Origin of the sequence: Aeromonas sp. 600724, assembly GCF_049175135.1 — a bacterium.
Classification (GTDB): domain Bacteria; phylum Pseudomonadota; class Gammaproteobacteria; order Enterobacterales; family Aeromonadaceae; genus Aeromonas; species Aeromonas veronii_A.
Genome location: NZ_JAAKUM010000024.1, coordinates 34,969 through 58,255, shown reverse-complemented (window position 1 = coordinate 58,255; position 23,287 = coordinate 34,969). Strand labels below are relative to the sequence as shown.

At 60.3% G+C, this 23,287-nt stretch carries 20 protein-coding genes and 3 tRNA genes; 11 read left to right on the top strand and 12 right to left on the bottom strand.

What is annotated here, in order from left to right:
* Positions 1–5: 5 nt before the first annotated feature.
* The 3 genes from G5168_RS19270 to G5168_RS19260 all read left to right on the top strand — a co-directional run bounded on the left by G5168_RS19270 (position 6) and on the right by G5168_RS19260 (position 286).
* Positions 6–81 (top strand) — tRNA-Val (locus G5168_RS19270).
* 36 nt (positions 82–117) lie between these two features.
* Positions 118–193 (top strand) — tRNA-Lys (locus G5168_RS19265).
* Between the two features lie 17 nt (positions 194–210).
* Positions 211–286: transfer RNA gene (locus G5168_RS19260), tRNA-Val, on the top strand.
* A 297-nt stretch (positions 287–583) separates the two neighbouring features.
* Here the strand turns inward: G5168_RS19260 and G5168_RS19255 are convergent.
* Positions 584–1,897, bottom strand: a complete 1,314-nt coding sequence (locus G5168_RS19255) for a sodium-dependent transporter (protein WP_421252593.1) — start codon at positions 1,895–1,897, stop codon at positions 584–586.
* Between the two features lie 431 nt (positions 1,898–2,328).
* On the opposite strand from G5168_RS19255, the gene G5168_RS19250 reads away from it, so the two are divergent.
* Positions 2,329–3,048 (top strand): substrate-binding periplasmic protein, encoded by a 720-nt coding sequence (locus G5168_RS19250; protein ID WP_069529694.1) that lies wholly within the window; start codon positions 2,329–2,331, stop codon positions 3,046–3,048.
* Between the two features lie 3 nt (positions 3,049–3,051).
* Here the strand turns inward: G5168_RS19250 and G5168_RS19245 are convergent, their stop codons facing one another.
* Both G5168_RS19245 and G5168_RS19240 read right to left on the bottom strand, forming a co-directional pair.
* Positions 3,052–4,365 (bottom strand): sodium-dependent transporter, encoded by a 1,314-nt coding sequence (locus G5168_RS19245; RefSeq protein WP_421252592.1) that lies wholly within the window; start codon positions 4,363–4,365, stop codon positions 3,052–3,054.
* 212 nt (positions 4,366–4,577) lie between these two features.
* Complete coding sequence (locus G5168_RS19240; RefSeq protein ID WP_421209596.1) at positions 4,578–5,417, bottom strand: isopenicillin N synthase family dioxygenase; 840 nt, start codon at positions 5,415–5,417, stop codon at positions 4,578–4,580.
* 207 nt (positions 5,418–5,624) lie between these two features.
* On the opposite strand from G5168_RS19240, the gene G5168_RS19235 reads away from it, so the two are divergent.
* Positions 5,625–6,188 (top strand): DUF2799 domain-containing protein, encoded by a 564-nt coding sequence (locus tag G5168_RS19235; protein ID WP_201958289.1) that lies wholly within the window; start codon positions 5,625–5,627, stop codon positions 6,186–6,188.
* A gap of 51 nt (positions 6,189–6,239) precedes the next feature.
* Here the strand turns inward: G5168_RS19235 and G5168_RS19230 are convergent, their stop codons facing one another.
* Positions 6,240–7,058 carry a Cof-type HAD-IIB family hydrolase gene (locus G5168_RS19230; RefSeq protein ID WP_042052421.1) on the bottom strand — a complete coding sequence of 273 codons (819 nt, stop codon included), beginning with the start codon at positions 7,056–7,058 and terminating at the stop codon, positions 6,240–6,242.
* 110 nt (positions 7,059–7,168) lie between these two features.
* Positions 7,169–8,398, bottom strand: a complete 1,230-nt coding sequence (locus G5168_RS19225; RefSeq protein WP_216952053.1) for an MFS transporter — start codon at positions 8,396–8,398, stop codon at positions 7,169–7,171.
* Between the two features lie 106 nt (positions 8,399–8,504).
* Between G5168_RS19225 and G5168_RS19220 the strand changes: the two genes are divergently transcribed.
* Both G5168_RS19220 and G5168_RS19215 read left to right on the top strand, forming a co-directional pair.
* Positions 8,505–9,128 (top strand): helix-turn-helix transcriptional regulator, encoded by a 624-nt coding sequence (locus G5168_RS19220; protein WP_201902512.1) that lies wholly within the window; start codon positions 8,505–8,507, stop codon positions 9,126–9,128.
* A gap of 311 nt (positions 9,129–9,439) precedes the next feature.
* On the top strand, positions 9,440–9,916 hold the full coding sequence (locus G5168_RS19215; RefSeq protein ID WP_005304871.1) for an Lrp/AsnC family transcriptional regulator: 477 nt from the start codon (positions 9,440–9,442) through the stop codon (positions 9,914–9,916).
* Positions 9,917–10,047: 131 nt separating this feature from the next.
* Here the strand turns inward: G5168_RS19215 and G5168_RS19210 are convergent, their stop codons facing one another.
* Together G5168_RS19210 and G5168_RS19205 are read right to left on the bottom strand one after the other, a co-directional pair.
* On the bottom strand, positions 10,048–10,365 hold the full coding sequence (locus G5168_RS19210; RefSeq protein ID WP_202005344.1) for a hypothetical protein: 318 nt from the start codon (positions 10,363–10,365) through the stop codon (positions 10,048–10,050).
* 145 nt (positions 10,366–10,510) lie between these two features.
* Positions 10,511–10,738, bottom strand: a complete 228-nt coding sequence (locus G5168_RS19205; protein ID WP_216952052.1) for a hypothetical protein — start codon at positions 10,736–10,738, stop codon at positions 10,511–10,513.
* Positions 10,739–10,944: 206 nt separating this feature from the next.
* Here G5168_RS19205 and G5168_RS19200 point away from each other — a divergent pair, with 206 nt between their 5' ends.
* Complete coding sequence (locus G5168_RS19200) at positions 10,945–11,391, top strand: nucleotide triphosphate diphosphatase NUDT15 (RefSeq protein WP_064339420.1); 447 nt, start codon at positions 10,945–10,947, stop codon at positions 11,389–11,391.
* Between the two features lie 82 nt (positions 11,392–11,473).
* Positions 11,474–12,625, top strand: a complete 1,152-nt coding sequence (gene chrA, locus G5168_RS19195) for a chromate efflux transporter (RefSeq protein WP_408082998.1) — start codon at positions 11,474–11,476, stop codon at positions 12,623–12,625.
* 72 nt (positions 12,626–12,697) lie between these two features.
* Here the strand turns inward: chrA and msrB are convergent, their stop codons facing one another.
* The 4 genes from msrB to malQ all read right to left on the bottom strand — a co-directional run bounded on the left by msrB (position 12,698) and on the right by malQ (position 19,758).
* The gene (gene msrB, locus G5168_RS19190; protein WP_040068248.1) at positions 12,698–13,084 is read right to left on the bottom strand and encodes a peptide-methionine (R)-S-oxide reductase MsrB; all 387 of its coding nucleotides are present in this window, start codon (positions 13,082–13,084) and stop codon (positions 12,698–12,700) included.
* 68 nt (positions 13,085–13,152) lie between these two features.
* The gene (gene glgX / locus G5168_RS19185) at positions 13,153–15,309 is read right to left on the bottom strand and encodes a glycogen debranching protein GlgX (protein ID WP_416035250.1); all 2,157 of its coding nucleotides are present in this window, start codon (positions 15,307–15,309) and stop codon (positions 13,153–13,155) included.
* The gene (glgB, locus tag G5168_RS19180; RefSeq protein ID WP_421252591.1) at positions 15,309–17,486 is read right to left on the bottom strand and encodes a 1,4-alpha-glucan branching protein GlgB; all 2,178 of its coding nucleotides are present in this window, start codon (positions 17,484–17,486) and stop codon (positions 15,309–15,311) included. Before glgB ends, glgX begins: the two co-directional genes overlap by 1 nt.
* A gap of 82 nt (positions 17,487–17,568) precedes the next feature.
* Positions 17,569–19,758, bottom strand: coding sequence for a 4-alpha-glucanotransferase (gene malQ / locus G5168_RS19175; protein ID WP_040068254.1), 2,190 nt, complete (start codon positions 19,756–19,758; stop codon positions 17,569–17,571).
* Positions 19,759–20,105: 347 nt separating this feature from the next.
* Here malQ and gap point away from each other — a divergent pair, with 347 nt between their 5' ends.
* On the top strand, positions 20,106–21,101 hold the full coding sequence (gene gap / locus G5168_RS19170; protein ID WP_005335708.1) for a type I glyceraldehyde-3-phosphate dehydrogenase: 996 nt from the start codon (positions 20,106–20,108) through the stop codon (positions 21,099–21,101).
* A gap of 86 nt (positions 21,102–21,187) precedes the next feature.
* Entirely contained in the window at positions 21,188–22,054 is an 867-nt protein-coding gene (locus tag G5168_RS19165; RefSeq protein WP_202005331.1) for a D-hexose-6-phosphate mutarotase, read from the top strand.
* A gap of 70 nt (positions 22,055–22,124) precedes the next feature.
* On the opposite strand, the gene nadA is transcribed toward G5168_RS19165, so the two are convergent.
* Positions 22,125–23,198, bottom strand: a complete 1,074-nt coding sequence (nadA, locus tag G5168_RS19160) for a quinolinate synthase NadA (RefSeq protein ID WP_005335706.1) — start codon at positions 23,196–23,198, stop codon at positions 22,125–22,127.
* Positions 23,199–23,287 lie beyond the last annotated feature (89 nt).

Sequence of the window (23,287 nt, the reverse complement as noted above, 5' to 3'; positions counted from 1 at the left end):
TCCCAGGTCGTTTAGCTCAGCTGGGAGAGCACCTCCCTTACAAGGAGGGGGTCACTGGTTCGATCCCAGTAACGACCACCATATTTGCAGTAAAAAGTTTAAAAAAATGATTTAGATGGGTCGTTAGCTCAGTCGGTAGAGCAGTTGACTTTTAATCAATTGGTCGCTGGTTCGAATCCAGCACGACCCACCATCATTTCAAGAATCCCAGGTCGTTTAGCTCAGCTGGGAGAGCACCTCCCTTACAAGGAGGGGGTCACTGGTTCGATCCCAGTAACGACCACCATATTCGCAAGCGAAGCTGAGATATCAGCTGCGTTTGCAGAGAAAGTCCCCACTCAGATGGGGATTTTTTTTGCCCGCAATTCAGTACTTCAACTTCTTCTGTTGCCGGTGTGGCGAACCAAGCTCCACCTCTTATAGTGCCACTCTGCCATTTCGCACATCCTCTACTCTGCTCTGCCGAGATTGCCCGACTGCACTCCTGTCCATCGTGATGCTGCTCATATGAACGCCTGTAATAAAGTAAACGCCAGCAATAAAAAGGGCAGGCCAAGGCCTGCCCGAACGGATGCGCAAGGTGCTACATGATCCCGCGGATCAGGATCCCGCTGATCAGCAGCGGCGCCACCACGCGCCAGCACCAGAGCAGCGCCAGACGCAGGGCGGGTGACAGGCCCGCAGGCAATATTGCATCACCCAATCGCCAGCCCAGCAGCAGGGTCAGAACCAGACCAAACAGCGGCATCATCAGGTTGGAGGTCAGATAGTCGAGCAGCTCGAAGATGGTCTTGCCAAACAGGGTCAGATTGCTCCATGGGCCGAACGACAGGCTCACCGGAATGCCGGAGGCCATGATGAGCAGGGTCAGTACCCGGCAGGCGCCACGACGCGACCAACCCCACTCCTCGGTGGTAAAGCGCACCAGATGCTCCAGCATGGAGATGGAGGAGGAGAGAGCGGCGACCAGCAGCAACAGGAAGAAGACCACCCCCAGTCCCTGACCGAACGGCAGATGGCTGAACACGGCAGGCATGGTCATAAAGGTGAGACCCGGCCCGGCAGTGGGGTCTATGCCGGTAGAGGCCAGCGCCGGGAAGATCATCAAGCCCGCCAGCACCGAGATAAGGCTTGCCAGAGTGACCACCCAGACGCCGGAGCGCAGCACCCCTTCGCTATTGGGCAGGTAGGCGCCATAGGTCGTGTGTACCCCGAGCCCGATGGAGAGGGAGAAGAAGGCCAGCCCCAGCGCGTCCAGCACGCTCTGGCCGGCCAGCATGGAGAAGTCCGGCAGCAGCAGCTGGCGCACACCCGCCATGGAGCCAGGCATGGAGAGGCCAACCCCCACCAGCAGCAGCATCATGATGAAGAGCGCGGGCATCATCCAGCGCAGCGCCCGCTCCACCCCTTTCTGAATACCCCCCTGCACGAACCACCAGGTTAGCCCGGCAAACACCAGATGGGTCAGCACCGGCCACCAGGGGTTGCTGACATAGCCGTTGAACAGGGCGGTGAGGGCACTCCCCTCGCTCAGGTTGAGCTTGCCAGCCATCGCCAGCGCGGCGTAACCCACGGTCCAGCCGCCCACCACGCTGTAGAAGCTGTAGATAAAGAAGCCGCAGGCGATCCCCATATACCCCATCCAGCGCCAGTTCGGCCCCACCAGTTTGCGAAAGGCGCCGAGCACCCCGCGCTGGCTATGGCTGCCGAGCAGGGTTTCGCCGACCTGTACCGCTACCCCCAGGGTGAAGCTAAACAGCAGAAACACCAGCAGGAAGGCGCCACCGCCATTGGTGGCGGTCACATAGGGAAACTTCCAGATGGCACCAAGGCCAATCGCTGTGCCTGCTGCGGCCAGCACATGACCGAGACGGGAAGACCACTGAACCTGGCTCATACAACCTCCGGGTAACACGACATCGAAGCAATACTCCTCTGTAGCAATAAACGACAGACCATAAAAAAGGCCGCCTGAGGCGACCTTTGCAATGAACATTCAGAAAAACTGTGCGTGCAAGGTCACCTCTCTTGCGAGCTAAAAAATCGACCAAACAGCACGAGGATGGCAGACATGAGGTGGCAACCTGACTAATGAATGAGGGAACAGCCTAAACCATGGAAAGAATAATTGACACATAAAATCAAAAATTTTTTATGTGTGCCGCTGTCACCACTCTGACTGTACGTACAACTCAATGTGGGGAACCTCGCAGGGCAGCATCTTTTCTACCTTGTGGCTATTTACTGGGCGATAATCGACGTAGCTTCTTCTGGAACTAGTGACCGCGACATGGCACTGACGGGGACAACGATGAGACAGGATGTCGTATGAGATGGATGATGCTGCCCTGGTTACTGATCAGCCTGAGTGTGTCGGCGCAGCCCGGATTAACCCTGCTGAGTCACGATTTACCCCCCTTTACCGAATACCGCGACGGCAAGCTCGACGGATTTGCCATTCGCCTGATCGATGAGGTGCAGGAGGAGCTTGGCACCCGTTATCCGGTGCGGATTTACCCGCTCAAGCGGGCGCTGGCGTTGGCACGGGTCGAGCCCGGCTATGGACTGTTCGTGGTACAGCGGCTCCCGGAGCGGGAGTCCCATTTCAAATGGGTTGGCCCGCTCTTTATCAATCGGGTCTTTATCTATCAGGCGCCAGATAGTCGCCACCCGCTGACCTCGCTGGCACAGTTGCGAGATCTGCCCAGAGTGGGGGTCGTGCTGGGCAATGCCGATGATGTGCGGCTGACCCATGAGGGCTACACCAATCTGGTGCGCTACAAGACGGTCGGGGAGGCGATAGAGCGGCTGATGCTGGGCAAGATCGATGCCTTGCCGATGGCGGAGCTGGTGATGGAGGCCACCCTCGACAAGATGGGGTTATCCCGGCGCAGCATCGTCAGCAGTGGCGTGCTGCTCCATCAGGCCGGTCTCTATATCGTCTTCTCCAAGGGAACGGATGATGCCGAGATCACCCGCTGGCAACATGCCCTGGAGGCCGTCAGAGCCGCCCAGGGGCGGGCCGATGAGCCCACCCGCGAAGAGTAACCGTCACACCAGACCGCGAATCAAGATCCCGCCGATCAGCAAGGGGGCAATCCAGCGCCAGCAGTTCATCAGCAAGTGATGCCAGTGGCTGGCAATCCCCTGCGGCAGCGCCTTGCGTCCCAGCTTCCAGCCCAGCAGCAGCGTCAGCATCAGGCCGAACAGCGGCATCATCAGGTTGGAGGTGACAAAGTCCAGCAACTCGAAAATGGTTTTGCCAAACAGGGTGGCGTGTTGCAGCGAACCAAACGACAGGCTGACCGGAACACCGCTAACTATGACGAATCCAGTGATGGCGCTGCAGGCCGTGCGGCGTGACCAGCCCCAGGTCTCGCACAGGAAGCACTGCAAATGCTCCAGCAGGGAGATGGCCGAGGAGAGCGCCGCAAAGACCAGCAGGGCGAAGAAGATCACCTCAAGCACCTGACCGAAGGGCAGCAGCTGAAACACCGCCGGCATGGTCATAAAGGTGAGGCCGGGGCCGGAGGCCGGGTCGATACCGGTCGAGGCCAGCACCGGGAAAATCATCAAACCCGCCAGTACCGCCACCATGCTGGCCAGCAGCACCACCCAGAGGCTGGAGCGACCAACCCCTTCGCTGGTCGGCAGATAGGCGCCGTAGGTGGTGTGAATGCCCAGACCGATGGAGAGGGAGAAGAAGGCCAGCCCCATGGCATCGAGCACGCCGGACATCCCCAGCTTGCTGAAGTCGGGCATCAGGAAGTGACGTACTCCCGCCATCGCATTGGGCAGGGTGAGGCCAAAGGCGACCAGCATCAGGATCATCAGGAACAGGGCCGGCATCATCCAGCGCAAGGTGCGCTCCACTCCTTTCTGAATGCCGCCTTGCACCACTATCCAGGTGAGGGCGGCAAACAGCAGGTGAGTGAGGATTGGCCAGACGTCGCCGCTGACATAGTCATTGAAGCGGGCGGTGAGAGCAGCCGCATCCCCATGGTTGAGCTGACCGGAGAGGGCCATGCCGGTATAACCGAGCGTCCAGCCGCCCACCACGCTGTAGAAGCAGTAGATGAGCAGGGTAGAGATCACTCCCATTACCCCAACCCAGCGCCACTGTTTGCCGAGCAGATCGGAGAAGGCTCCGACTACCCCGCGGCGACTCATGCTGCCGAGCAGGGTTTCCCCTATCAGTACCGCCACCCCCAGGGTGAAGCTGAACAGCAGAAAGACCAGCAGGAAGGCGCCGCCGCCGTTGACGGCGGTGACATAGGGGAATTTCCAGATTGCGCCGATACCGACCGCGGAACCCGCTGCGGCGAGGATGTAGCCGAGTCGGGATGACCATTGGGACTGCTTCATAAGAACTCCAATCGAGCGCCCCTTGGCAGGGGCAGAATGGCGCTCATGTTACGGAGGTCACTGCGCAATCACTACGACGGTTATCAGGTGTAAATGCGATTTCTTGGCATGATTGGCTAATTTAATTCTGTTTTTAGCCCAATCCTGCCACCAAATAAAAAACCGGAGCGAGATTGCTCCGGTTTGGTCTCTGACAACTGCTCGTCGGCGGACTAGATCACCCCCAGCTCCCGCAGCCGCTCCATCAGGTAGCTGTGGGCGGTATGACGCTCGGAGAGCACCACATCCGGGCGCGGATGGAGGAACAGCGGCAGGGAGATACGCGACTTGGCGGCGCTGCCACCGGTCGGGTTGATGACGCGGTGAGTGGTGGAAGGGTAGTAGCCGCGGGAGGCCTCCTGCAGCATGTCACCGATGTTGATGATGAGGGTGCCAAAGTCGCACGGCACGTCCATCCATTCGCCATCGGAGCCCTTCACCTGCAGCCCCGGCTCGTTGGCGGCGGGCAGAATGGTGAGCAGGTTGATATCCTCGTGGGCGGCGGCGCGGATGGCGCCCGGCTCCTCGGTGCCATCGAACGGCGGATAGTGCAGCACCCGCAGCAGGGTCTTCTGGCTCTCTTCGATCATCGAGGAGAGCGGGCAGCTGTAGTTGGCGGCAATATCGGCCGGGGTGTACTGCTCCACCCAGCTCAGCAGCTCTGCGGCCAGACCGTTGGCGAGGCGATAGTACTCCATCGCCTGCTCTTTCAGCTCTTGTGGCATCTGGCCCCAGGGGTAGATGTGGAAGTACTCCTTGATGTCTTTCTGGCTATGGCCCTTGGCCACCTCGGAGACCGACGGCGGGAAGTAGCCATCCTGAGTCTCGCGGTTGAACAGGAAATCCTGCTTCTGCTCACTCATGAAGAAGCGATACCAGTTGTCGTAGATGGACTGCACCAGCTCTTTCGGAATAGGGTGGTTGGTCAACACGCCAAAGCCGGTGGTTCGCAGGGATTCGGTGAAGCGTTGGGCCGCATCGGGTGAGCGGTAATCGACGGTCAGGACTTTCATTGTTTTTGTTGCGCGCCAGTTAAAAGATGGCGCAGTTTACCTTGCACCTGATAACAAGGAAAGCGGGTTGGCCGCCCCGTCCGGCACGGCGTTGAATAGTGATAAAAACATCAAATAAGCCGCGCCAGACCGCATGGGAGCGCATCCCTTGTTATGGCCTTTTATCCTCTCTAGAATGCCGCTCACTATCTTTTCCGGAGTCTGTCCATGTCCCTCAAAATCCTGTTGCTGACCCTGCCGGTATTGCTGGCGGGATGCAGTGCCCTGTCAGAAGATGAGTGCCGCACCATGAGTTGGTACAACCTGGGTTATCAGGATGGATCGGAAGGCAAAACCCGTCAGGCGACCCGCGACTACGTTTCTTCTTGCAGCGAATATGGCCTCAAAGTGGATGAGGCCGAGTGGAAACGGGGCTACGACAAGGGGCTGGAGCTCTACTGCATTCCCGAGCTGGCTTACAGCAAGGGCAAGGAGGGGCAGGCCTATCTGGGGGTATGCCCCAATGACGCCAGCTTCCTCAAGCAGTATCAGCGTGGCTACGAAGAGTACAAACTGGCTGCCCGCCTGCGGGAGATCAGCGACGAGCTGGAGCGTACCGAGCGGGATATCGATACGCTTGAACGCAGCATCCGCAACGAAACCAACACGGAACAGCGCGACTATTACCGCGCCAAGCGCGATCGGGCCATTCGCCACTACGAATCCCTGCGCCGGGAGTACAACCGTCTGCGTTATCCGGATCGGGTGATCCAGTTCTCCTTCGGCGGTTAATCCCTCTCTTCATGGCCAGCCCGCGTGCTGGCCATGTTGCATCTTGTCAGATCAGGGCAGTACCCAGCGCTGCAACGCCAGTGCGATGCCATCTTCGTTGTGGTCGGCCGTGACCCGATGGGCATGGCTCTGGAGCTGTGGGGCCGCATTGCCCATGGCCACCGCCAGCCCCACCTGCTCGAACATGCTGATGTCGTTGTTGTTGTCACCAAACGCCACCACCTGCTCCATCGCAATCCCTTCGCTGGCTGCCCACTGGGCAAGCCGGTTGCCCTTGCTGCAACCGGGCTGTACCAGCTCCACCGCATAGGGGGCCGCCCAGTCACGGGTAAAGGGCATCTGCTCGACCACCTCGCCCATAAAGGTGTGCAGGCGCGCCGGATCCTGATTGAACAGCTCCAGTTTCCAGACCGGGTTGTCGAGCCAGCCTGCCAGCTCCTCGACCGGGTGGAGGGCGATCTTGAGGTGGTCCGGCTGATTGGCCGACCAGTGGCGGATGCGAGTGACATGCTCTTCACAGCCGATGTAGCCAATGCCCTCGCTCAGGTGGAACAGGGCGCCCATCTGCTGCGCCTCGACCGCGGCCAGCAGCTCGGTAAGCGGGGCGACCGCCAGCGGGTCGCCGCTGAGGATACCGTTTTGCACCGGATCATAGAGATAGGCGCCGTTGCTGCAGATGAGGGGGGTATCGAGGGCCAGCTCGTGGTGGAAGGGACGCGCCGTCATGTAGTGGCGTCCCGTGACCAGCAGCACCTTGATACCGTGGGCGCGGGCCTGCGCCAGGGCTGCCCGGGTGGCCGACGAGATCTTGTGATCCCGGGTCAGCAGGGTGCCATCCATATCGAGCGCGATGGCCTTGTACTCACTCATAGCTCCTCCAGCATCGAACAAATCCGCAAAGAGCTTTACCGTCCCAGACCCGGTGCTCCGATGCAAGTCTTGCGCGTGGCCGAAGCGCCGAACTGTGATCCCTTCGTGGCTCAGGTGCAGCTGGCCAGCTGTTGACGACGGTCGGCACGGCGGCGCAGCAGATAGAAACCGGCAGCACTGGCAAGGGAGCAGAGGGTGGCGAGATAGAAGGGCCACTCGGTACCGGCCAGCAGCACCAGACTGCCGAGCAGCACCGCCAGGATCTCGCTGCCCACGGCGAGGGCGCGGTAGAGCCCCATCGCCTGCCCCTGTTGCTCCGGGTGACTGCGGTTGGAGATCGCCACCGAGGTGGCCAGCTCCCCCAGACTCATGCCGATGCCAGCGGGAACGAAGGTAAGCGCCAGTCCCCACCAGTGCACGGGTAGGATAAAGAGCAGCATGCCGCTCGCCATCACCAGATGGCCGACAATGCCGAGGGAGCTGCCGCGCCAGTGGCGGGCGATGCGAGAGCCGAGCCAGGAGCCCGCCATCATGGGCAGGCTCACCAGCACCGCCGCCTGCGCCAGCTGGGCCGGATCCCAGGCCAGCCTCTCCACCAGCCAGATATTGAAGTAGGTGAAATAGAGCTGCACGGCGCCATAGCTGATCAGGGTGAGTGCGAAGTAGGGGAGCAGGGCCGGTTGCAGCAACAGCTGGCGGCTGGAGAGGGTCGGGGCCTGCCGGGCGGCCGCCACCGGCGGACGATAGGGGATCAACCAGTAGACCAGCAGCAGGTTGAGCAGGGTCATTCCTACCGCCAGCCAGGCGGCCAGACTGTAATCCCCCGAGATCACCGCGGCGTAGCCCCCGATCATCGGCCCTACGACCCAGCCCAGATTCATACCGATGTTGATCCAGGCGAAGCTGCGGGTCTTGTGCTCCTTGCCGGCGAGATCCGCCGCCATCGCCTGCACGATGGCGATGTTGCCGTTGCACAGCCCCTCCACCACCCGGCTGAGCAGCAACAGGGGGAGGGAGCGCCAGGCGATACCGAGTGCCATCAGGGCATAGCCTGCCAGTACCCCCGCCAGCGAGAGCAACAGCAGTGGCTTGCGGCCATAGCGGTCGGAGAGGCGACCGAGCCAGGGACTGCCCACCAGCTGGAACAGGGGATAGAGCCCCATGATGACCCCCAGCCACACCTTGCGGCTCCAGTCGGAGGCATCCGGCGTCAGCATGCCGTGGGCCGGATCCAGCAGCAAGGGTGCCAACACCGGGGAGGGGAGACTGAAACCTGCAACTGCCAGCGTGACCGTCATGACCAGCACCCAGAGGGGATTTTTGTGCCCGTGTTTCTCCATGTCGCACCCATTAAGTAAAGTTATTGGTTTATTTATGCTGATTCATAGATGGGATTAAGTAAAGTGAATTGTTGATTTAATAAAGGGCGATCCCCATAATGAGACCATGAACGCAAGCACCGACAAGATCCTGTTTCTGCTCAAGAGCCATGGCCCGCAGAGCGCCGCCGCGCTGGGGGAGCAGTTACAGATGACCTCCATGGGCGCCCGCCAGCACCTGCTCACGCTCGAGCAGGAGGGGTGGGTCACATTCAGCGACGAGGCCCGCGGGCGCGGTCGTCCCGTGCGGCTGTGGCAGCTCACCGAGCAGGCCTGGCAGCGCTTCCCCGATAGCCATAGCGACCTGACCGTGCAGCTGATCGACAACGTGCGCGAGCTGTTTGGCGAGGAGGGGATGGAACGGCTGATCCAGCAGCGGGAGCAGCAGATGCTTGTTCGCTATCAGGAGGCGCTGGGGTCCCATGGCCTCTCTGGCCGGTTGGCGGCGCTCAAGGAGCTGCGTACTCGCGAGGGCTACATGGCGGAGATCCGCCGCGAAGAGGATGGCAGCTGGCTGCTGTGGGAGAGCCACTGCCCCATCTGTGCGGCGGCGCGCACCTGCCGCGGTTTCTGTCGCAGCGAACTGGCGCTGTTTCGCCAGCTGCTGGCGCCAGCAACGGTGGAGCGGGAGCAATATCTGCTGGAGGGGGCGCATCGCTGCCTCTATCGCATCACGCCGCCCGCGCTCTGATTTCGTCAAACGCCCAAAAACAACAAAGCAGGCGCCGGGATGCCTGCTTTGTTGCCTTCGGGGAGGGGGTTCTCTCGTTCCAGCCCGTCGTTTCCCGATAAGGTAAGACGGCTGATGGGGCTCTTGACCCGGTAAGGTCCTTCACCGCAGAGACCCGGTCAGGTATCTGCTTTGCCACCGGAAGATGTAACCATAGTATCCCTCCCGTGCCGGTGAGTGGTTGCAAAGTAACCACTTATTTCGGTTGTTTTTGCAATAGCTCACCCTTAATCTAGGAAAAGTGGATTAGTCATTGCAACGAGGAAGGGTAGATGCTGAAACTTGATCGCATAGACAGACATATTCTCGAGCTGATGCAGGAGAATGGCCGCATCAGCAATCTCGAACTGGCCGAGTTGGTCGGGCTCTCGCCGTCCCCCTGCTCCCGCCGGGTCAAGGCGCTGGAGGATGCCGGTCTCATCGACACCCACGTTACTCTGCTCAACGCCCGCCAGCTTGGTCTCACCCTCACCGCCTACATTCATATCTCCATGGACAGACACACGCCCGAGCGGTTCGAAAACTTCGATCGCGCCATCAGCGAACTGCCCGAAGTGCTGGAGTGTGATCTCATCACCGGTAATGATGCCGACTACCAGCTCAAGGTGGTGGTGCGCGACATGGAGCACTATCAGCACTTCCTGCTGGACAAGCTGACCCATATTCCGGGGGTGACCGGAGTGCGCTCCAGCTTCGTGCTGCGTCGCATCAAGCACAAGACGGCACTACCGCTCAACCATCTGGGGTGAGCCCGCGCAAGCCGCTTATATAAACAGAAAGAGGAGGCCACTGGCCTCCTCTTTTGCTATTCGCTCTTGGTTATTCGGTAGTGGTTATCGGGTCTGGATTAGCTGTCGCGGTGACGGGGCGACTGCCGCTGTCAGACGCTGACCTGGCTGATGTCTGCCACCTGCAGCAGCCAGCCGCTCTGCTCCTGCAGCGGTTCGCCGCTGACCCGCAGCCGCTCGCCGGTCGGCACCCATTGCCCCTCGGGCAGTGAGACCAGCAGGCTCTCGCTGCCGTTGTCGAACAGCCAGCGATCTTCGCCAAGCGATTCAATCAGATAACCTTCCATCTCCACTCTGGACTCGGCTTGCCAGGATGGCGCAACGGAATCACGGCTCTCGATGAAATCCCCCTGAACACCAAAACTGGCTAGCCCCCACAGAATGGAGAGCCCGACGATGGATGTTTGCATCTTGTCTCTCCTCTATTGGAACTGTAGGGCCAGTATGGGAACAGAAAACTGAGCGCACCATGAACAAGGTGGCAAAGTGCTGGCGAGATCGCGAAAAAATCCGGCCAATTGGCCGGCAGTGTCATTTTATGGTGTCTAGATCACACTATTTGGCGGCTTCTTCTGCCATCCGTTCCTCTCTTGGCTTATTCGTCCACATGGCTACCCCACGATGATCCCCACAGATCCCCTCTGCCACCACGGCGCGAACCCGGGTGCCATCTTTGCAAATGGCCTGCCAGGCGTCGGCATCATCGATGGCGAGCGAGTTGGGGGGCGGCGTGGTTTGGCAAGCCGTGAGCAGCAGGGCGCACAGGGGGAGCAATTTTTTCATGGCGGACTCCTCGGGGTAATGGGGGACTGAGAGGATGGGGATGACCTCTCCATCCGGGCTTCACTCCCCAGCATCAGTGATAACCGGTTAAGGGGCAAGGGGGGGGACCACTGACGGCCGCAGGTGCCGTGCAGCCGGGGCTTGCCCTGTGCCCTCCTTGGGCCTAAGGTGAGGCCGTTTTATTGCCTGATTGAAGGAGCGTTTTCATGTCCACTCTCTATCCCCGCGTCGGGGTCGGCGTCATCCTGACCAACGCCCAAGGCCAGGTGCTGCTTGGCAAACGCAAAGGGAGCCATGCCCCCTACTGGTCGATCCCGGGTGGTCATCTGGAGTTGGGGGAGAGCTTCGAGTCGGCGGCGATCCGCGAGGTGGCCGAGGAGACGGGACTTGAGATCCACGGGCCCGAGGTGGTGGCGGTGACCAACAATCTGGAGACATGGCGCGAGAGCGGGCTGCACTATATCTCGGTGACGCTGCACGCTAAGGCCGATGGTGAGCCGCAACTGCTGGAGCCGGAGAAGTGCGAAGGCTGGGTCTGGTGCGATCCGCGCGCGTTGCCCGAGCCCCATTTCGACGCCAGCCGTCAGTCCATCGCCTGCTGGCTGGCGGGACGCTGCTATTTGCCGGGTGATATGCCCATGGTGTCGGCCTAATCAGTCTGATTGTCATAAAACGATCATCGCGCTGTCATAATATCCCCTCTCCATCGGGAGAAGAGGGATGAGGGAGAAGAGCGTGGGACAGGTATTTATTCAGTTTTTATGGCTGGGCTGCATCAGCTTTGGTGGTCCGGCCGCTCATATCGGCTATTTCCAGCGCACCTTCGTCCAGCGGCTTGGCTGGCTGACACAGGCCGAATTTGCCCGCTTGCTGGCGCTGTGCCAACTGCTGCCGGGGCCCGCCTCCAGCCAGCTTGGTTTCGCCATCGGTCGTCATCGCGCCGGTCTGGGCGGGGCGCTCTCAGCTTTTCTTGGCTTCACGCTGCCCTCATTTCTGCTGCTACTGGCGGCCGCGATCGGCATCGGCCAGCTGGGCAGCAATCTGTGGCTCGATGCGGCTTTGCACGGCCTCAAGCTGCTGGCGCTTATCGTGGTGGCCGATGCGGTGTTCACCATGAGTCGTCAGTTCTGTGCCACTGGAATGACCCAAGGGATTATGGTGGTGACCGCTGCCGCACTCTGGTGGCAGCCCGGTCTGCTGACTCAACTGTTGATGCTGGCGGGAGCGGCGTTGATCTGCGCCCGCAGCCAGAGCGGGGCGGGTAGTGTGCCAGCCTCCGCCGAGCTACCTTCTGCCGCCAGCAGTCAGCCCCATTGGCCGACCCTGCTGCTGTTTGGCATCCTTTTTATCGGTCTGCCGCTGCTCAGCAGCCCGCTTGGCCAGCTGGTTGCCGACTTCTATCGCGCCGGTAGTCTGGTGTTTGGCGGTGGTCATGTGGTGCTGCCGCTACTGCAAGAGAGCGTGGGACACACTCTCAACGAGCAGCAGTTTCTGACCGGTTACAGCCTGGCGCAGTTGGTGCCGGGCCCCATGTTTACCCTTGCCACCTATCTTGGCGCCCAGTTGCAGCCAGAAATGCCGATGAGCGGGGCCCTGTTGGCGACCCTGGCGCTCTTTGCACCCGGCTTTCTGCTGCTCTGGGCGGTGGGCCCCTGCTGGCAACAGTGGCTGGCCCAGCCCCGTCTGGCGGGGGCCGTCACCGGCATCAATGCTGCCGTGGTGGGCTTGTTGCTGGCGGCGCTCTATCAGCCGGTGTGGCAGAGCGCGGTGCTGGCGCCGACCGATCTGGCGCTGGCGGCCATCGGCTTTTATCTGCTGCGTGTGTTGAAGCTGCCGATACCGGCCATTGCGGCCCTGCTGGTGATGGCTGCTATCCTGCTGGCGTGAAGCCGGTGAAATCCCGATAAAAACGACGCCTCCGTGATGGAGGCGCCGGTTTTATTGCAATGGGTCAGCCGCTTAAGCGTCGGGATCGAAATCCAGACTCAGGCTGTTGACGCAGTAGCGCTGGCCGGTCTCGGTCGGTCCGTCGGGGAAGACATGACCGAGATGAGAGCCGCACTGGCGGCAGGTGATCTCCACTCGCTTCATGCCGTGGCTGTTGTCCTCGGTGTACTCCACCGTCCCCTCGATGGCCTTGTCGAACGAGGGCCAGCCGCAGCCGGAATCAAACTTGGCTCCTGAGTGAAACAGCACGCTCTTGCAGCAGACACAGAGGTAGTCGCCGCTCTTGCGATTGTGGAGCAGGGCGCCGCTGTAGGGGCGCTCGGTGCCCTTCTCCCAGCAGACGTGAAACTGCTCGGCGGTCAGTTTGCTGCGCCACTGTTCCGGATTGTTACTGCTCATACCGACTCCTTGCCATCCATACCGGAGCCCAGCATAGCGGCTCCGTAAAGCTGACTCCAGCATGCCTCTTATGCTTTGCCTGTATCTGTGATCGAGGTGGCAACCATCTCCTCACCGGATGCAGGGAGAATTTCCTGCTGCGGTGGCTGGGCATCCTCCGCCGTGCTGGCCAGCGCCACCCGCTCCAGCAGTTTGAGGGAGTGGGCCCGGCCGACCGCTACCTGCCGTTTGATGTCATCGGGCAGGAAGGGCAGCCCATCGTTGGTGGCGGTGTCGATGGTCTGGATCCACTCCAGCCCTTCTCCCGGAGGCGGCAGGCGGAACTGGATGTCGTAATCGCTGGCGTTGAACAGCACGTACCAGCGCTCGCCGACACAGTTGATCATGCCGATATCCATGGCGAACGCCTGCCCCATGGGGGCGTGCCAATCCTGATCGGTGAGCTGGTGGCCGTCCGGGTGATACCAGTTGACCTGATGGCAGCTGGACGGGGTGCCATTCCAACTGTCGTCGCTCAGTTGCAGGTTGGAGAAGACGCTGGACTCCGCCCGCAGCGCCATCATCTGCTGGGTGAAGGCGAACAGCCGTTCATCCTCCGGTCGCCACTGCCAGTTGACCCAGCTGATCTGGTTGTCCTGACAGTAGGCGTTGTTGTTGCCAAGCTGGCTGCGTCCCATCTCGTCGCCGGCAAGGAAGTGCGGTGTCCCTTGCGACAGCAGCAGGGTGGCAATCAGATTGCGTTTCTGCTGCTGGCGCAGGCTGTTGACCCGCGGATCCAGGGTCGGCCCCTCTACCCCGTGGTTATAGGAGAGGTTGTTGCCGTGACCATCCCGATTGTCTTCACCGTTGGCCTGATTGTGGCGCTGGTTGTAGGAGACCAGATCCTCCAGGGTGAAACCGTCGTGATAGCAGAGGTAGTTGACGCTGGTGTGGGGCGATCGCCAGTTCTTCGGGAAGATATCCCGCGAGCCTACCAAGCGGGTGGCAAAGTCCCCCATCTTGCCCGCATCACCGCGCCAGAAGGCACGCACAGTATCGCGATAGCGGTCATTGATCTCCTGCCACTGGCTCGGGAATTGACCCAGCCGGTAGCCGAAGGGACCGATATCCCAGGGTTCGGCGATGAGCTTGACCTGTGACAGCACAGGGTCGGCCATCACGGCCTTGAAGAAGGCGCCCATGGGCTCGAACTCCCCTGCTTCCCGCGCCAGCGTCACCGCCAGATCGAAACGGAAGCCATCCACCTGCATCTCGGTGACCCAGTAGCGCAGGGCATCGAGCACCAGTCGCAGGGTGTTTGGGTGATCCAGATTGACGCTGTTGCCGCAGCCGGTCACGTTGGCATGACGGGTGTAGTCCGGGCCGTGGGGACCCGCTTCGAAGGCGTAGTAACCGGCGTTGTCAAAGCCCTTGAACGAGAGGGTGGGGCCGTCGAAGCCCGAGGCGGCAGTGTGGTTGTAGACCACATCCAGAATCACCTCGAGCCCGGCCCGGTGCAGCTCGCGCACCATGGTCTTGAACTCGGTCACCGCCTCGTCGGCCCTGGTGCTGTAGCGCGGCTCCGGGGCGAAGAAGGCGATGGGGTTGTAGCCCCAGTAGTTGGTCAGTCCCAGCTGTTCCAGTCGCGGTTCCGACATGAAGGCGGCCACCGGCATCAGCTGCACCGAGGTGATGCCGAGACTCTTCATGTGCTCGATGACCAGCGGGTGACAGATGCCAAGGTAGGTGCCCTGCAGCGCTTTGGGGATCCCTGGATGCTGCTTGGTAAAGCCCTTGACGTGGGTCTCGTAGATAATGGTGCGGGCTGGACTGATCCCGGGTTTGCCAACCCCTTGCCAGTCAAAGCTGTCATCCACTACCACCGACTTGGCAATCATACCGGCGCTGTCACCCTGATAGAGGGCTTCATCCCAGTAGGTGGGACGACTGAGCGCCTTGGCGTAGGGGTCGATGAGCAGTTTTTGCGGATCGAACAGCATCCCCTCCTGCGGGGTGCCATAGACCCGATAGCCGTAGCGCTGACCGGCCTTTACGCCGCGCACGTAGCCAAAGCGATACTGGCCACGGCGGCCGGGCAGCTCCAGCCGCATCAGCTCCTGCTCCTGCTCGTCGTACAGGCAGATCTCCACCTTGTCCGACTGGGGGGCCCAGACGCAGAAGTGGCAACCGTTCTCGTCAAGGCGGGCCCCCAGCGGGTGGCCCACCCCTTTTTCCATTACAAGCATCAAGACTCCTGTTTGATAAACAAGGTCGCCAGCGGCGGCAGATCCAGCACTATGCTGTGTGCCATCCCCTGCCAGGGGGTCGGCTCGGCAGCGAACACCAGACCTACATCATAGTTACTGCCCCAGTAATACTCGCTGTCGGTGTTGAGCACCACCCGATAGTGGCCCGCAGCTGGGACGCCGATCCGATATTCGAGACGGGGCACCGGGGTGAAGTTGCAAGCCACCACAATAGCCTGCTTGCCCTCTTTGTCCGCCCGCAGCCAGGCAAAGATGCTGTTGTCGGCATCGTTATGATCCAGCCAGCGGAAGCCGGTCTGCTCATAATCGGCCTGATACAAGGCAGGCTCATGACGGTAGAGGTGGTTGAGATCGTGGATCAGCCGCTGCTGACCGGCATGCTTGGGATATTGCAGCAGGTGCCACGGCAGCTGGGCATCGTGGTTCCACTCGTTGCTTTGGGCGATCTCGGTGCCCATGAAATTGAGCTTCTTGCCGGGATGGGCGTACATGAAGCCCATGTAGGCCCGCAGGTTGGCAGCCTGCTGCCACTCGTCACCGGGCATCTTGTAGAGCATGGAGTGCTTGCCGTGTACCACCTCGTCGTGGGAGAGCGACAGGATGAAGTTCTCGTCATAGTGGTAAACCATGGAGAAGGTCATGTCGTTGTGGTGGTAGCGGCGGTGGATCGGCTCTTTCTGCATGTAGGTGAGGGTGTCGTGCATCCAGCCCATATTCCACTTGAAGCCAAAGCCGAGGCCGCCGAGGAAGGTGGGGCGGGAGACACCGGCAAAGGCGGTGGACTCTTCGGCGATGGTCATGGCGTGGGGATACTTGCCGTAGACCTCCTCGTTGGTCCACTTGAGCAGACTGATCGCCTCGTAGTTGTGGTTGCCGCCATCGACGTTCGGTACCCACTCACCGGCGTTGCGGGAGTAGTCCAGATAGAGCATGGAGGCGACCGCATCCACCCGCAGGCCGTCGATGTGGAACTTGTCGAGCCAGAACAGGGCGCTCGCCACCAGGAACTGGCGCACTGTGTCGCGGCCAAAGTCGTAGATGTAGGAGTTCCAGTCCGGGTGCCAGCCACGGCGCGGATCTTCATATTCATAGAGCGGGGTACCGTCGAAACGGGCCAGGCCGTGGGCATCGGACGGGAAGTGGGCGGGTACCCAGTCCAGAATGATGCCGATCCCGGCCTGGTGGCACTGGTCGACGAAGTATTTGAAATCATCAGCGGTGCCGTAGCGGCTGGTGGGGGAGAACATACCCACCGGCTGGTAGCCCCAGGAGCCGCTGAAGGGGTGCTCGGAGACTGGCAGCAGCTCGATGTGGGTGTACTCCATCTCCTTGACGTAGGCGACCAGCTCCACTGCCAGTTCGCGCCAGCTCAGGCTGTCGCCGTTGGGGTGGCGTTTCCAGGAGCCGACATGCAGCTCATAGATGGAGAGCGGCTGCTCGCGTTTGTCGTTGTGCTGGCTGGCAATCCACTCGGCATCCTGCCACTGGTACTGGGCGTGGTCATAGACCACGGAGGCGAACGACGGATACTGCTCGCAGTAGAAGCCGACCGGATCGCTCTTGTGGGGCAGCCGGTTGCCCATGGGATCCTTGAGCTCGAACTTGTAGCGATCCCCGGCCTTGAGGCCCGGCACAAACAGCACCCAGTGACCGCAGAGGCTGCGCTGCATCGGGTGGCGGCGGCCATCCCAGAAGTTGAAATCGCCGATCAGGCTCACCGAGGTGGCGCTCGGCGCATAGACCGCAAAACGCACCCCTTCCACCTGCTGACCAAGGTGCTCCACGGTGCGCAGCTGGGCGCCAAGGGTGTGGTAGAGGTTTTCCGGCTGGGCGGTCAGTTCGGCAAGACCCGACCAAGCGGCATCCTGAAATTGATAGGGGTCGATGACCTCGGTGGTGGCATCTTGGTAGCTGGCGATCAGCTGATAGGGGAAGGAGTTTTTGCGGCGGGTGAAAACAGTTTCAAAAAGACCCGATTCATCGGTGGGCGCCAGGGTGGCAACGACTTTGCCCGACTTGAGATCCTTGACGCGGACTTCGAGGGCATCAGGCAACCAGGCGGTCAGTTTGAGGCCGGGCCCATCCGGATTGGCCTGCAGGCCTAAGTGAGAGAAGGGATCGGAACAGCGGGCAGCAACCAAACGTTCAACGAGCATCGAGATTTCCTTTCATGACAGAGCATCCACTCCGGCCGAAGCCGGAGTGGATTTAGGTGAGAGCGCTGTGGGAGACAGCGTCTCAACGACTGGCCTCATCACGGGCTTGGCTCATCTTGCCAGCCAGTGCCTTGAGTGCCTCATTGGCAAAAATATCTTCCAGATCAGCGGAAAGCTTGCGGCGCCAGTTGGGGTATTCGTAACTGGTGCCCGGTACGTTGACCGGCTTGTCCATCTCTAGCCAATCTTCCAGCTGGGTACTGAACAGGGCGCAGCTGCCGCGGGACATGTGGATCTGCAGACCGTGGTTGAGTTCGGTGTTCATGCCGACCCAGTTCACGTCATGACTGATGTTGTCAGAGATGACCTTGTGGGCATGCAAGCTGTCGAGGATCCGCTGTTTGGCCTGGTGGCGATCAGCATACAGAGTCTTCAAAACATCTTCATCCGGATACAGACCCAGTTGACGGCCGAGCGCCAGATCATCGCAGTGCCAGAAGCCCTTGAGGGTCGGCATGTCGTGGGTGGTCAGGGCCGACATCGCCTGCTCGGTGTAGTGCGCAGGAGAGATAAAGCCGCCATCTTCCTTGGAGCGCTCGAAGAAGAACACCTTGTAGGAGTGGACGCCGTTCTCTTTCAGGGTCACGTCGATCCCCTCCGGCACGGTGCCCAGATCCTCGCCGATCAGCAGGCACTGATTACGGTGGGATTCGAGGGCCAGAATGCCCAGCAGATCGTTGACCGGATAGTAGATGTAGGCGCCCTTGGCGGCGGACGCTCCGGGCGGTACCCACCACAGGCGCAGCAAGGCCATCACGTGGTCGATACGCAGTGCGCCACAGGAGCGCATGTTGGCACGGAACAAGTCCACCATCGGCTGATAGGCCGCTTCAAACAGCTTGTTCGGGTTCATCGGGGGCAGGCCCCAGTTCTGACCAAGCGGGCCGAGAATATCGGGCGGCGCACCGACCGAGGCTTTCGGGCAGTAGAGATCCTGGTTGGCCCAGATCTCGGTGGAGCCTTCGGAGACACCCACTGCCAGATCCCGGTAGATCCCCATCACCATGCCGGCAGCCTTGGCACGGGCATCGGCTTGCGCCAGCTGCTCGTCGGCCAGGAACTGCAGATAGAGGTAGAAGTTGACATCTTGCGGGTGCGCGGCCATCCAGGCGGCAACGGCAGGATTGTGGTAATCGCGCAGCTCCTGCGGCCATACCGGCCAGCCCCAGGCATTTTCGCCTTTGGCATAGAAGTGGGCCTGCAGGGCATCAAATGCTGCCTGCTGTTGCAGGCTGTCGCCACCGGCGGCCACGAAGGCATCAAAGGCGGCCTGACGCTCGGCGCTCAGGGTGGCTTCATCGAACACCTGACGCAGCATGCCGAGTTTGGTCTGGATCACGCCGGTGTAATCGACGTTCTCTTTGGCGCGCAGATCGGCCAGATGTTGCTGGAAGGCAGGGCTCGCCACTTCCGCTTTCAGGCGATCGCTCTGCTGGAATTCGGGCACCGCTTCCACATTGATATAGGCCACGTTGAGCCAGCGACGGGAAGAGGGGCTGTAGGGACTGGCGCTCTCCGGATTGGCCGGATAGAGGGCGTGGATAGGGTTGAGGCCGACGAAGTGGGCACCCCAGGCTGCGGCTTTCTCAACCAGCTGGCCCAGATCGCTGAAGTCACCGATACCCCAGTTATGGCGGCTGCGCAGGCAGTAAAGCTGCACGCTCGGACCCCATACCTTGCGGCCATCGGCAATCGGCGCCTGCTTGTAGCAGGCCTTGGGGGCAACGATGAGGCGCATGGTGGCCAGCGGCTCGTCATTGCCCTCTTCCAGCAACACCAGCTGGTGATAACCCAGCTCCGGGGCCATATCCAGCGTGACGCGATAGGCCTGGCACTCCATCTCTTCAAATTCGGCCACGCCGACCAGCTCACCCTCGATGGGGGTGAATTGACCGGACAGCACTGCACCCTGCTCCTGCTGGAGCTGCCAGGTGAGGGCGTCGTTGACGAATTCGATGGGGAGGCGAACCTCAAGGGTAACGGCGTCGCCGGTGCGAACCACCATCACAGGATCCAGCGCCCGCAGCCAGTGCTGGCGATGCTCCTCTTCCAGCTGCTGCACCAGTGCGGCCTCGTCATCGACGCGGTAGCCCATGGCGCCCAGCATGGCGGCCTTGCTCTCTTCTGATACCTGGGCCGGGTGGCCCCAGGCATCGACATACTCGCTGGCGATACCTTTTGCGGCAGCCAGCTGTTCAATCAGGGTGGTCATAGTTTGAGAATTCCCGCTGTGGATTCTATCTATACTATTTTGTTTGATTTTTATGGGGTGGTACTTGAACAGTGGCTCTTTGGCCATGCTAAACCGCGCACATTTTTACATATCTCTGTGAATGGTTGTGTGACCGAGTAGGCACTATTGTTGATATCTGCGCGATGCCACGATCTGGCACTTTTTTCGTCAAAACGTGGTAATCAGTTACATAAACAGAAAATTAATTTCACAGTTTTTCATGATATAGCGCAATTTCAGACAGAATGTTGGTTGACTCACCGGAGAGTTCTAGTAAATTTACAAGCGGAATTTTCTTTGACTACTGAACAGTTAGGTAACTAAATATGACTATCAAAGTAGGTATTAACGGTTTTGGCCGTATCGGTCGTTTCGTATTCCGTCTGGCTTGCGAGCGTGCAGACATCGAAGTTGTTGGTATCAACGACCTGATCGATGTTGACTACATGGCTTACATGCTGAAGTACGATTCAACTCACGGTCGTTTCAACGGTACCGTTGAAGTTAAAGACGGCAACCTGGTTGTAAACGGCAAAACCGTACGTGTTACCGCTGAGCGTGACCCGGCCAACCTGAAGTGGGGCGAAATCGGTGTTGACGTTGTTGCTGAAGCTACCGGTCTGTTCCTGACCGACGAGACTGCTCGTAAGCACATCGCTGCTGGTGCCAAGAAAGTTGTTCTGACTGGCCCGTCCAAAGACGCTACCCCGATGTTCGTAATGGGTGTTAACGACTCTACCTACGCTGGCCAGGACATCGTTTCCAACGCTTCCTGCACCACCAACTGCCTGGCACCGATCGCCAAGGTTCTGAACGATACCTTCGGTATCGAGTCTGGCCTGATGACCACCGTTCACGCTACCACTGCTACCCAGAAGACCGTTGATGGTCCGTCTGCCAAAGACTGGCGCGGTGGCCGCGGTGCGGCTCAGAACATCATCCCGTCCTCTACCGGTGCTGCCAAAGCTGTTGGCGTAGTTATCCCGGAACTGAAAGGCCTGCTGACCGGTATGGCTTTCCGTGTTCCGACTCCGGACGTGTCTGTTGTTGACCTGACCGTTAACCTGAAGAAAGCTGCCACCTACGCAGAAATCTGCGAAGCGATGAAAGCTGCTTCCGAAGGCGCTATGAAAGGCGTTCTGGGCTACACCGAAGACGAAGTTGTATCTACCGACTTCCTGGGTGAGCGTCAGACCTCCGTATTCGACGCCAAGGCTGGTATCCAGCTGAACGACAAATTCGTTAAAGTTGTATCCTGGTACGACAACGAAATGGGCTACTCCAGCAAAGTTCTGGACCTGATCGCTCACATCTCCAAGTAATTTGGGATGCGCAATCGCGTAGCTTGAAAAAGGCGGCCATTGGCCGCCTTTTTGTTTTTCGGTTTCCCCTGATGACAGGAGTCCACATGCAATCCATTCGTCCCCTGACAGCCAATTGCAAGCTTGCCAACAATGCGGCCGGTCTGCCGGTTCTCACCATCAACAACGACTATGCCAAGGCCGAGATCAGCCTGTTTGGCGCCCATGTGCTGAGCTATCAGCGTCATGGTGAGCCAGCCTCCATCTGGTTGAGCGACAAGGCGGTGCTGGATGGCAGCAAGCCTGTTCGCGGTGGTATCCCGATCTGCTGGCCCTGGTTTGGCCCGGCGCCCGCCCGCGTTGGTAGCGGCAAGCCCTCCCACGGTTTTGCACGCACCACCCTCTGGATGCTGGACGGGGTCTCAGATCACGCTGATGGCACGCTTGTTCATCTCTCCCTGCGTGACAGCGATGCGACCCGTGCCCTGTGGGATCACGCCTTCGAGCTGGAACTGGACGTGCTGGTGGGCAAAGAGCTTTCGCTGGTGCTGACCACTCGCAACACAGGTGCTCAGCCATTGACCTATAGCGGTGCGCTGCACACCTATTTGCAGATCAGCTCACCAGAGGTGGTAAGCGTCACCGGCCTGGGCGAGCCCTATGCCGACAAGCTGACCGGACAGGATGCCAAGCAGCAGGGTGCATTGACCCTGAGCGGGCCGCTGGATCGGGTCTACTGGCAGCCAGAGGCGCTGGTGAGCGTGCAGGATGGTGAGCGCAAGACCCGGGTTGTCAGTGGCAACCACGACAGCGTGGTGGTCTGGACCCCATGGCTGGAAGGGGCCACCGCCATGGCCGACATGAGCGACGATGGCTATCGCACCATGCTCTGCGTCGAAGCTGCCATCGCTGGCGAGGCGGGGGTGACCGTTGCGCCGGATGATGAGCACAGCCTCTCCACCGTGATCATCTGATCAGGATGAGGTTCAGATAAATAAAGAGGGCTCCCGCGGGAGCCCTCTTTGCATCTCGTGACGGCGGCAATCAGGCGTTGCCCTGGGTCTTGAGCTTGAGTTCGGCGGCGAAATTGAGCATGCGGTCGAGGGGGATCAAGGCTTTGACCCGCAGATCTTCGTCGACATGGATCTCGTGGCGCTCGGCACCGTCGGTGAGGGCCTCCTTGATCGCCACCAGACCATTCATCGCCATCCAGGGGCAGTGGGCGCAACTGCGGCAGGTAGCGCCATCGCCACCGGTCGGTGCTTCCACCATCTCTTTCTCCGGACAAGCTTGCTGCATCTTGTAGAAGATGCCCCGATCGGTCGCCACGATCAGCTTCTGCTGGGGCAGCTCTTTGGCCGCCTTGATCAGCTGACTGGTGGAGCCCACCGCATCGGCCAGCTCGATCACCGAGGCGGGGGATTCCGGATGAACCAGCACGGCGGCGTCAGGATTCTGCTCTTTCAGCTCGCGTAGGGCGCGGGCCTTGAACTCATCGTGGACGATGCAGTGGCCCTGCCAGCGCAGCATCTGCGCCCCGGTCTTCTTCTCAATATAGGCACCCAGATGGCGATCCGGGCCCCAGATGATCTTGTGACCCAGACTGTCGAGGTGTTCGACGATCTCCAGCGCGATGCTGGAGGTCACCACCCAGTCAGCCCGTGCTTTGACCGCAGCCGAGGTATTGGCGTAGACCACCACGGTATGATCCGGGTTGGCATCGCAGAAGGCGGAAAACTGCTCGATGGGGCAGCCCAGATCGAGGGAGCATTCGGCCTCCAGAGTCGGCATCAGCACCCGTTTGTGGGGGCTCAGGATCTTGGAGGTCTCCCCCATGAAGCGCACCCCGGCGACGATCAGGGTCTGCGCCTCGTGATCGCGGCCAAAGCGGGCCATCTCCAGCGAGTCACCGACGAAACCGCCGGTGGCTTCGGCTAGCGCCTGGATCTCGGGATCCGTGTAGTAGTGGGCGACCAGTACCGCTTTGCGCTCCTTGAGTAGCGCCTTGATTTCTGTGGTCAAGGTCGTTCTCTGCTCGGCACTCAGGGGAAGAGGTTTGGCCGGAAAGGGGTAGTCCATCGCGACTACCGGCGGGACACTGCTCAGTGCATTGCTCATTGCGACTGTTCCATCAACGCTCGGGAAGGCCAAAATTATAACCAGAAGCCGGTGACAAACCCATCACAAATCCGGTGTGCTGCAAGTGG

What these genes read in the sequence shown, in the direction of transcription:
- G5168_RS19255 (WP_421252593.1), bottom strand. Translation starts at nt 1,897, where the DNA reads ATGAGCCAGGTTCAGTGGTCTTCCCGTCTCGGTCATGTGCTGGCCGCA.
- G5168_RS19250 (WP_069529694.1), top strand. Translation starts at nt 2,329, where the DNA reads ATGAGATGGATGATGCTGCCCTGGTTACTGATCAGCCTGAGTGTGTCG.
- G5168_RS19245 (WP_421252592.1), bottom strand. Translation starts at nt 4,365, where the DNA reads ATGAAGCAGTCCCAATGGTCATCCCGACTCGGCTACATCCTCGCCGCA.
- G5168_RS19240 (WP_421209596.1), bottom strand. Translation starts at nt 5,417, where the DNA reads ATGAAAGTCCTGACCGTCGATTACCGCTCACCCGATGCGGCCCAACGC.
- G5168_RS19235 (WP_201958289.1), top strand. Translation starts at nt 5,625, where the DNA reads ATGTCCCTCAAAATCCTGTTGCTGACCCTGCCGGTATTGCTGGCGGGA.
- G5168_RS19230 (WP_042052421.1), bottom strand. Translation starts at nt 7,058, where the DNA reads ATGAGTGAGTACAAGGCCATCGCGCTCGATATGGATGGCACCCTGCTG.
- G5168_RS19225 (WP_216952053.1), bottom strand. Translation starts at nt 8,398, where the DNA reads ATGGAGAAACACGGGCACAAAAATCCCCTCTGGGTGCTGGTCATGACG.
- G5168_RS19220 (WP_201902512.1), top strand. Translation starts at nt 8,505, where the DNA reads ATGAACGCAAGCACCGACAAGATCCTGTTTCTGCTCAAGAGCCATGGC.
- G5168_RS19215 (WP_005304871.1), top strand. Translation starts at nt 9,440, where the DNA reads ATGCTGAAACTTGATCGCATAGACAGACATATTCTCGAGCTGATGCAG.
- G5168_RS19210 (WP_202005344.1), bottom strand. Translation starts at nt 10,365, where the DNA reads ATGCAAACATCCATCGTCGGGCTCTCCATTCTGTGGGGGCTAGCCAGT.
- G5168_RS19205 (WP_216952052.1), bottom strand. Translation starts at nt 10,738, where the DNA reads ATGAAAAAATTGCTCCCCCTGTGCGCCCTGCTGCTCACGGCTTGCCAA.
- G5168_RS19200 (WP_064339420.1), top strand. Translation starts at nt 10,945, where the DNA reads ATGTCCACTCTCTATCCCCGCGTCGGGGTCGGCGTCATCCTGACCAAC.
- msrB (WP_040068248.1), bottom strand. Translation starts at nt 13,084, where the DNA reads ATGAGCAGTAACAATCCGGAACAGTGGCGCAGCAAACTGACCGCCGAG.
- glgX (WP_416035250.1), bottom strand. Translation starts at nt 15,309, where the DNA reads ATGCTTGTAATGGAAAAAGGGGTGGGCCACCCGCTGGGGGCCCGCCTT.
- glgB (WP_421252591.1), bottom strand. Translation starts at nt 17,486, where the DNA reads ATGCTCGTTGAACGTTTGGTTGCTGCCCGCTGTTCCGATCCCTTCTCT.
- malQ (WP_040068254.1), bottom strand. Translation starts at nt 19,758, where the DNA reads ATGACCACCCTGATTGAACAGCTGGCTGCCGCAAAAGGTATCGCCAGC.
- gap (WP_005335708.1), top strand. Translation starts at nt 20,106, where the DNA reads ATGACTATCAAAGTAGGTATTAACGGTTTTGGCCGTATCGGTCGTTTC.
- G5168_RS19165 (WP_202005331.1), top strand. Translation starts at nt 21,188, where the DNA reads ATGCAATCCATTCGTCCCCTGACAGCCAATTGCAAGCTTGCCAACAAT.
- nadA (WP_005335706.1), bottom strand. Translation starts at nt 23,198, where the DNA reads ATGAGCAATGCACTGAGCAGTGTCCCGCCGGTAGTCGCGATGGACTAC.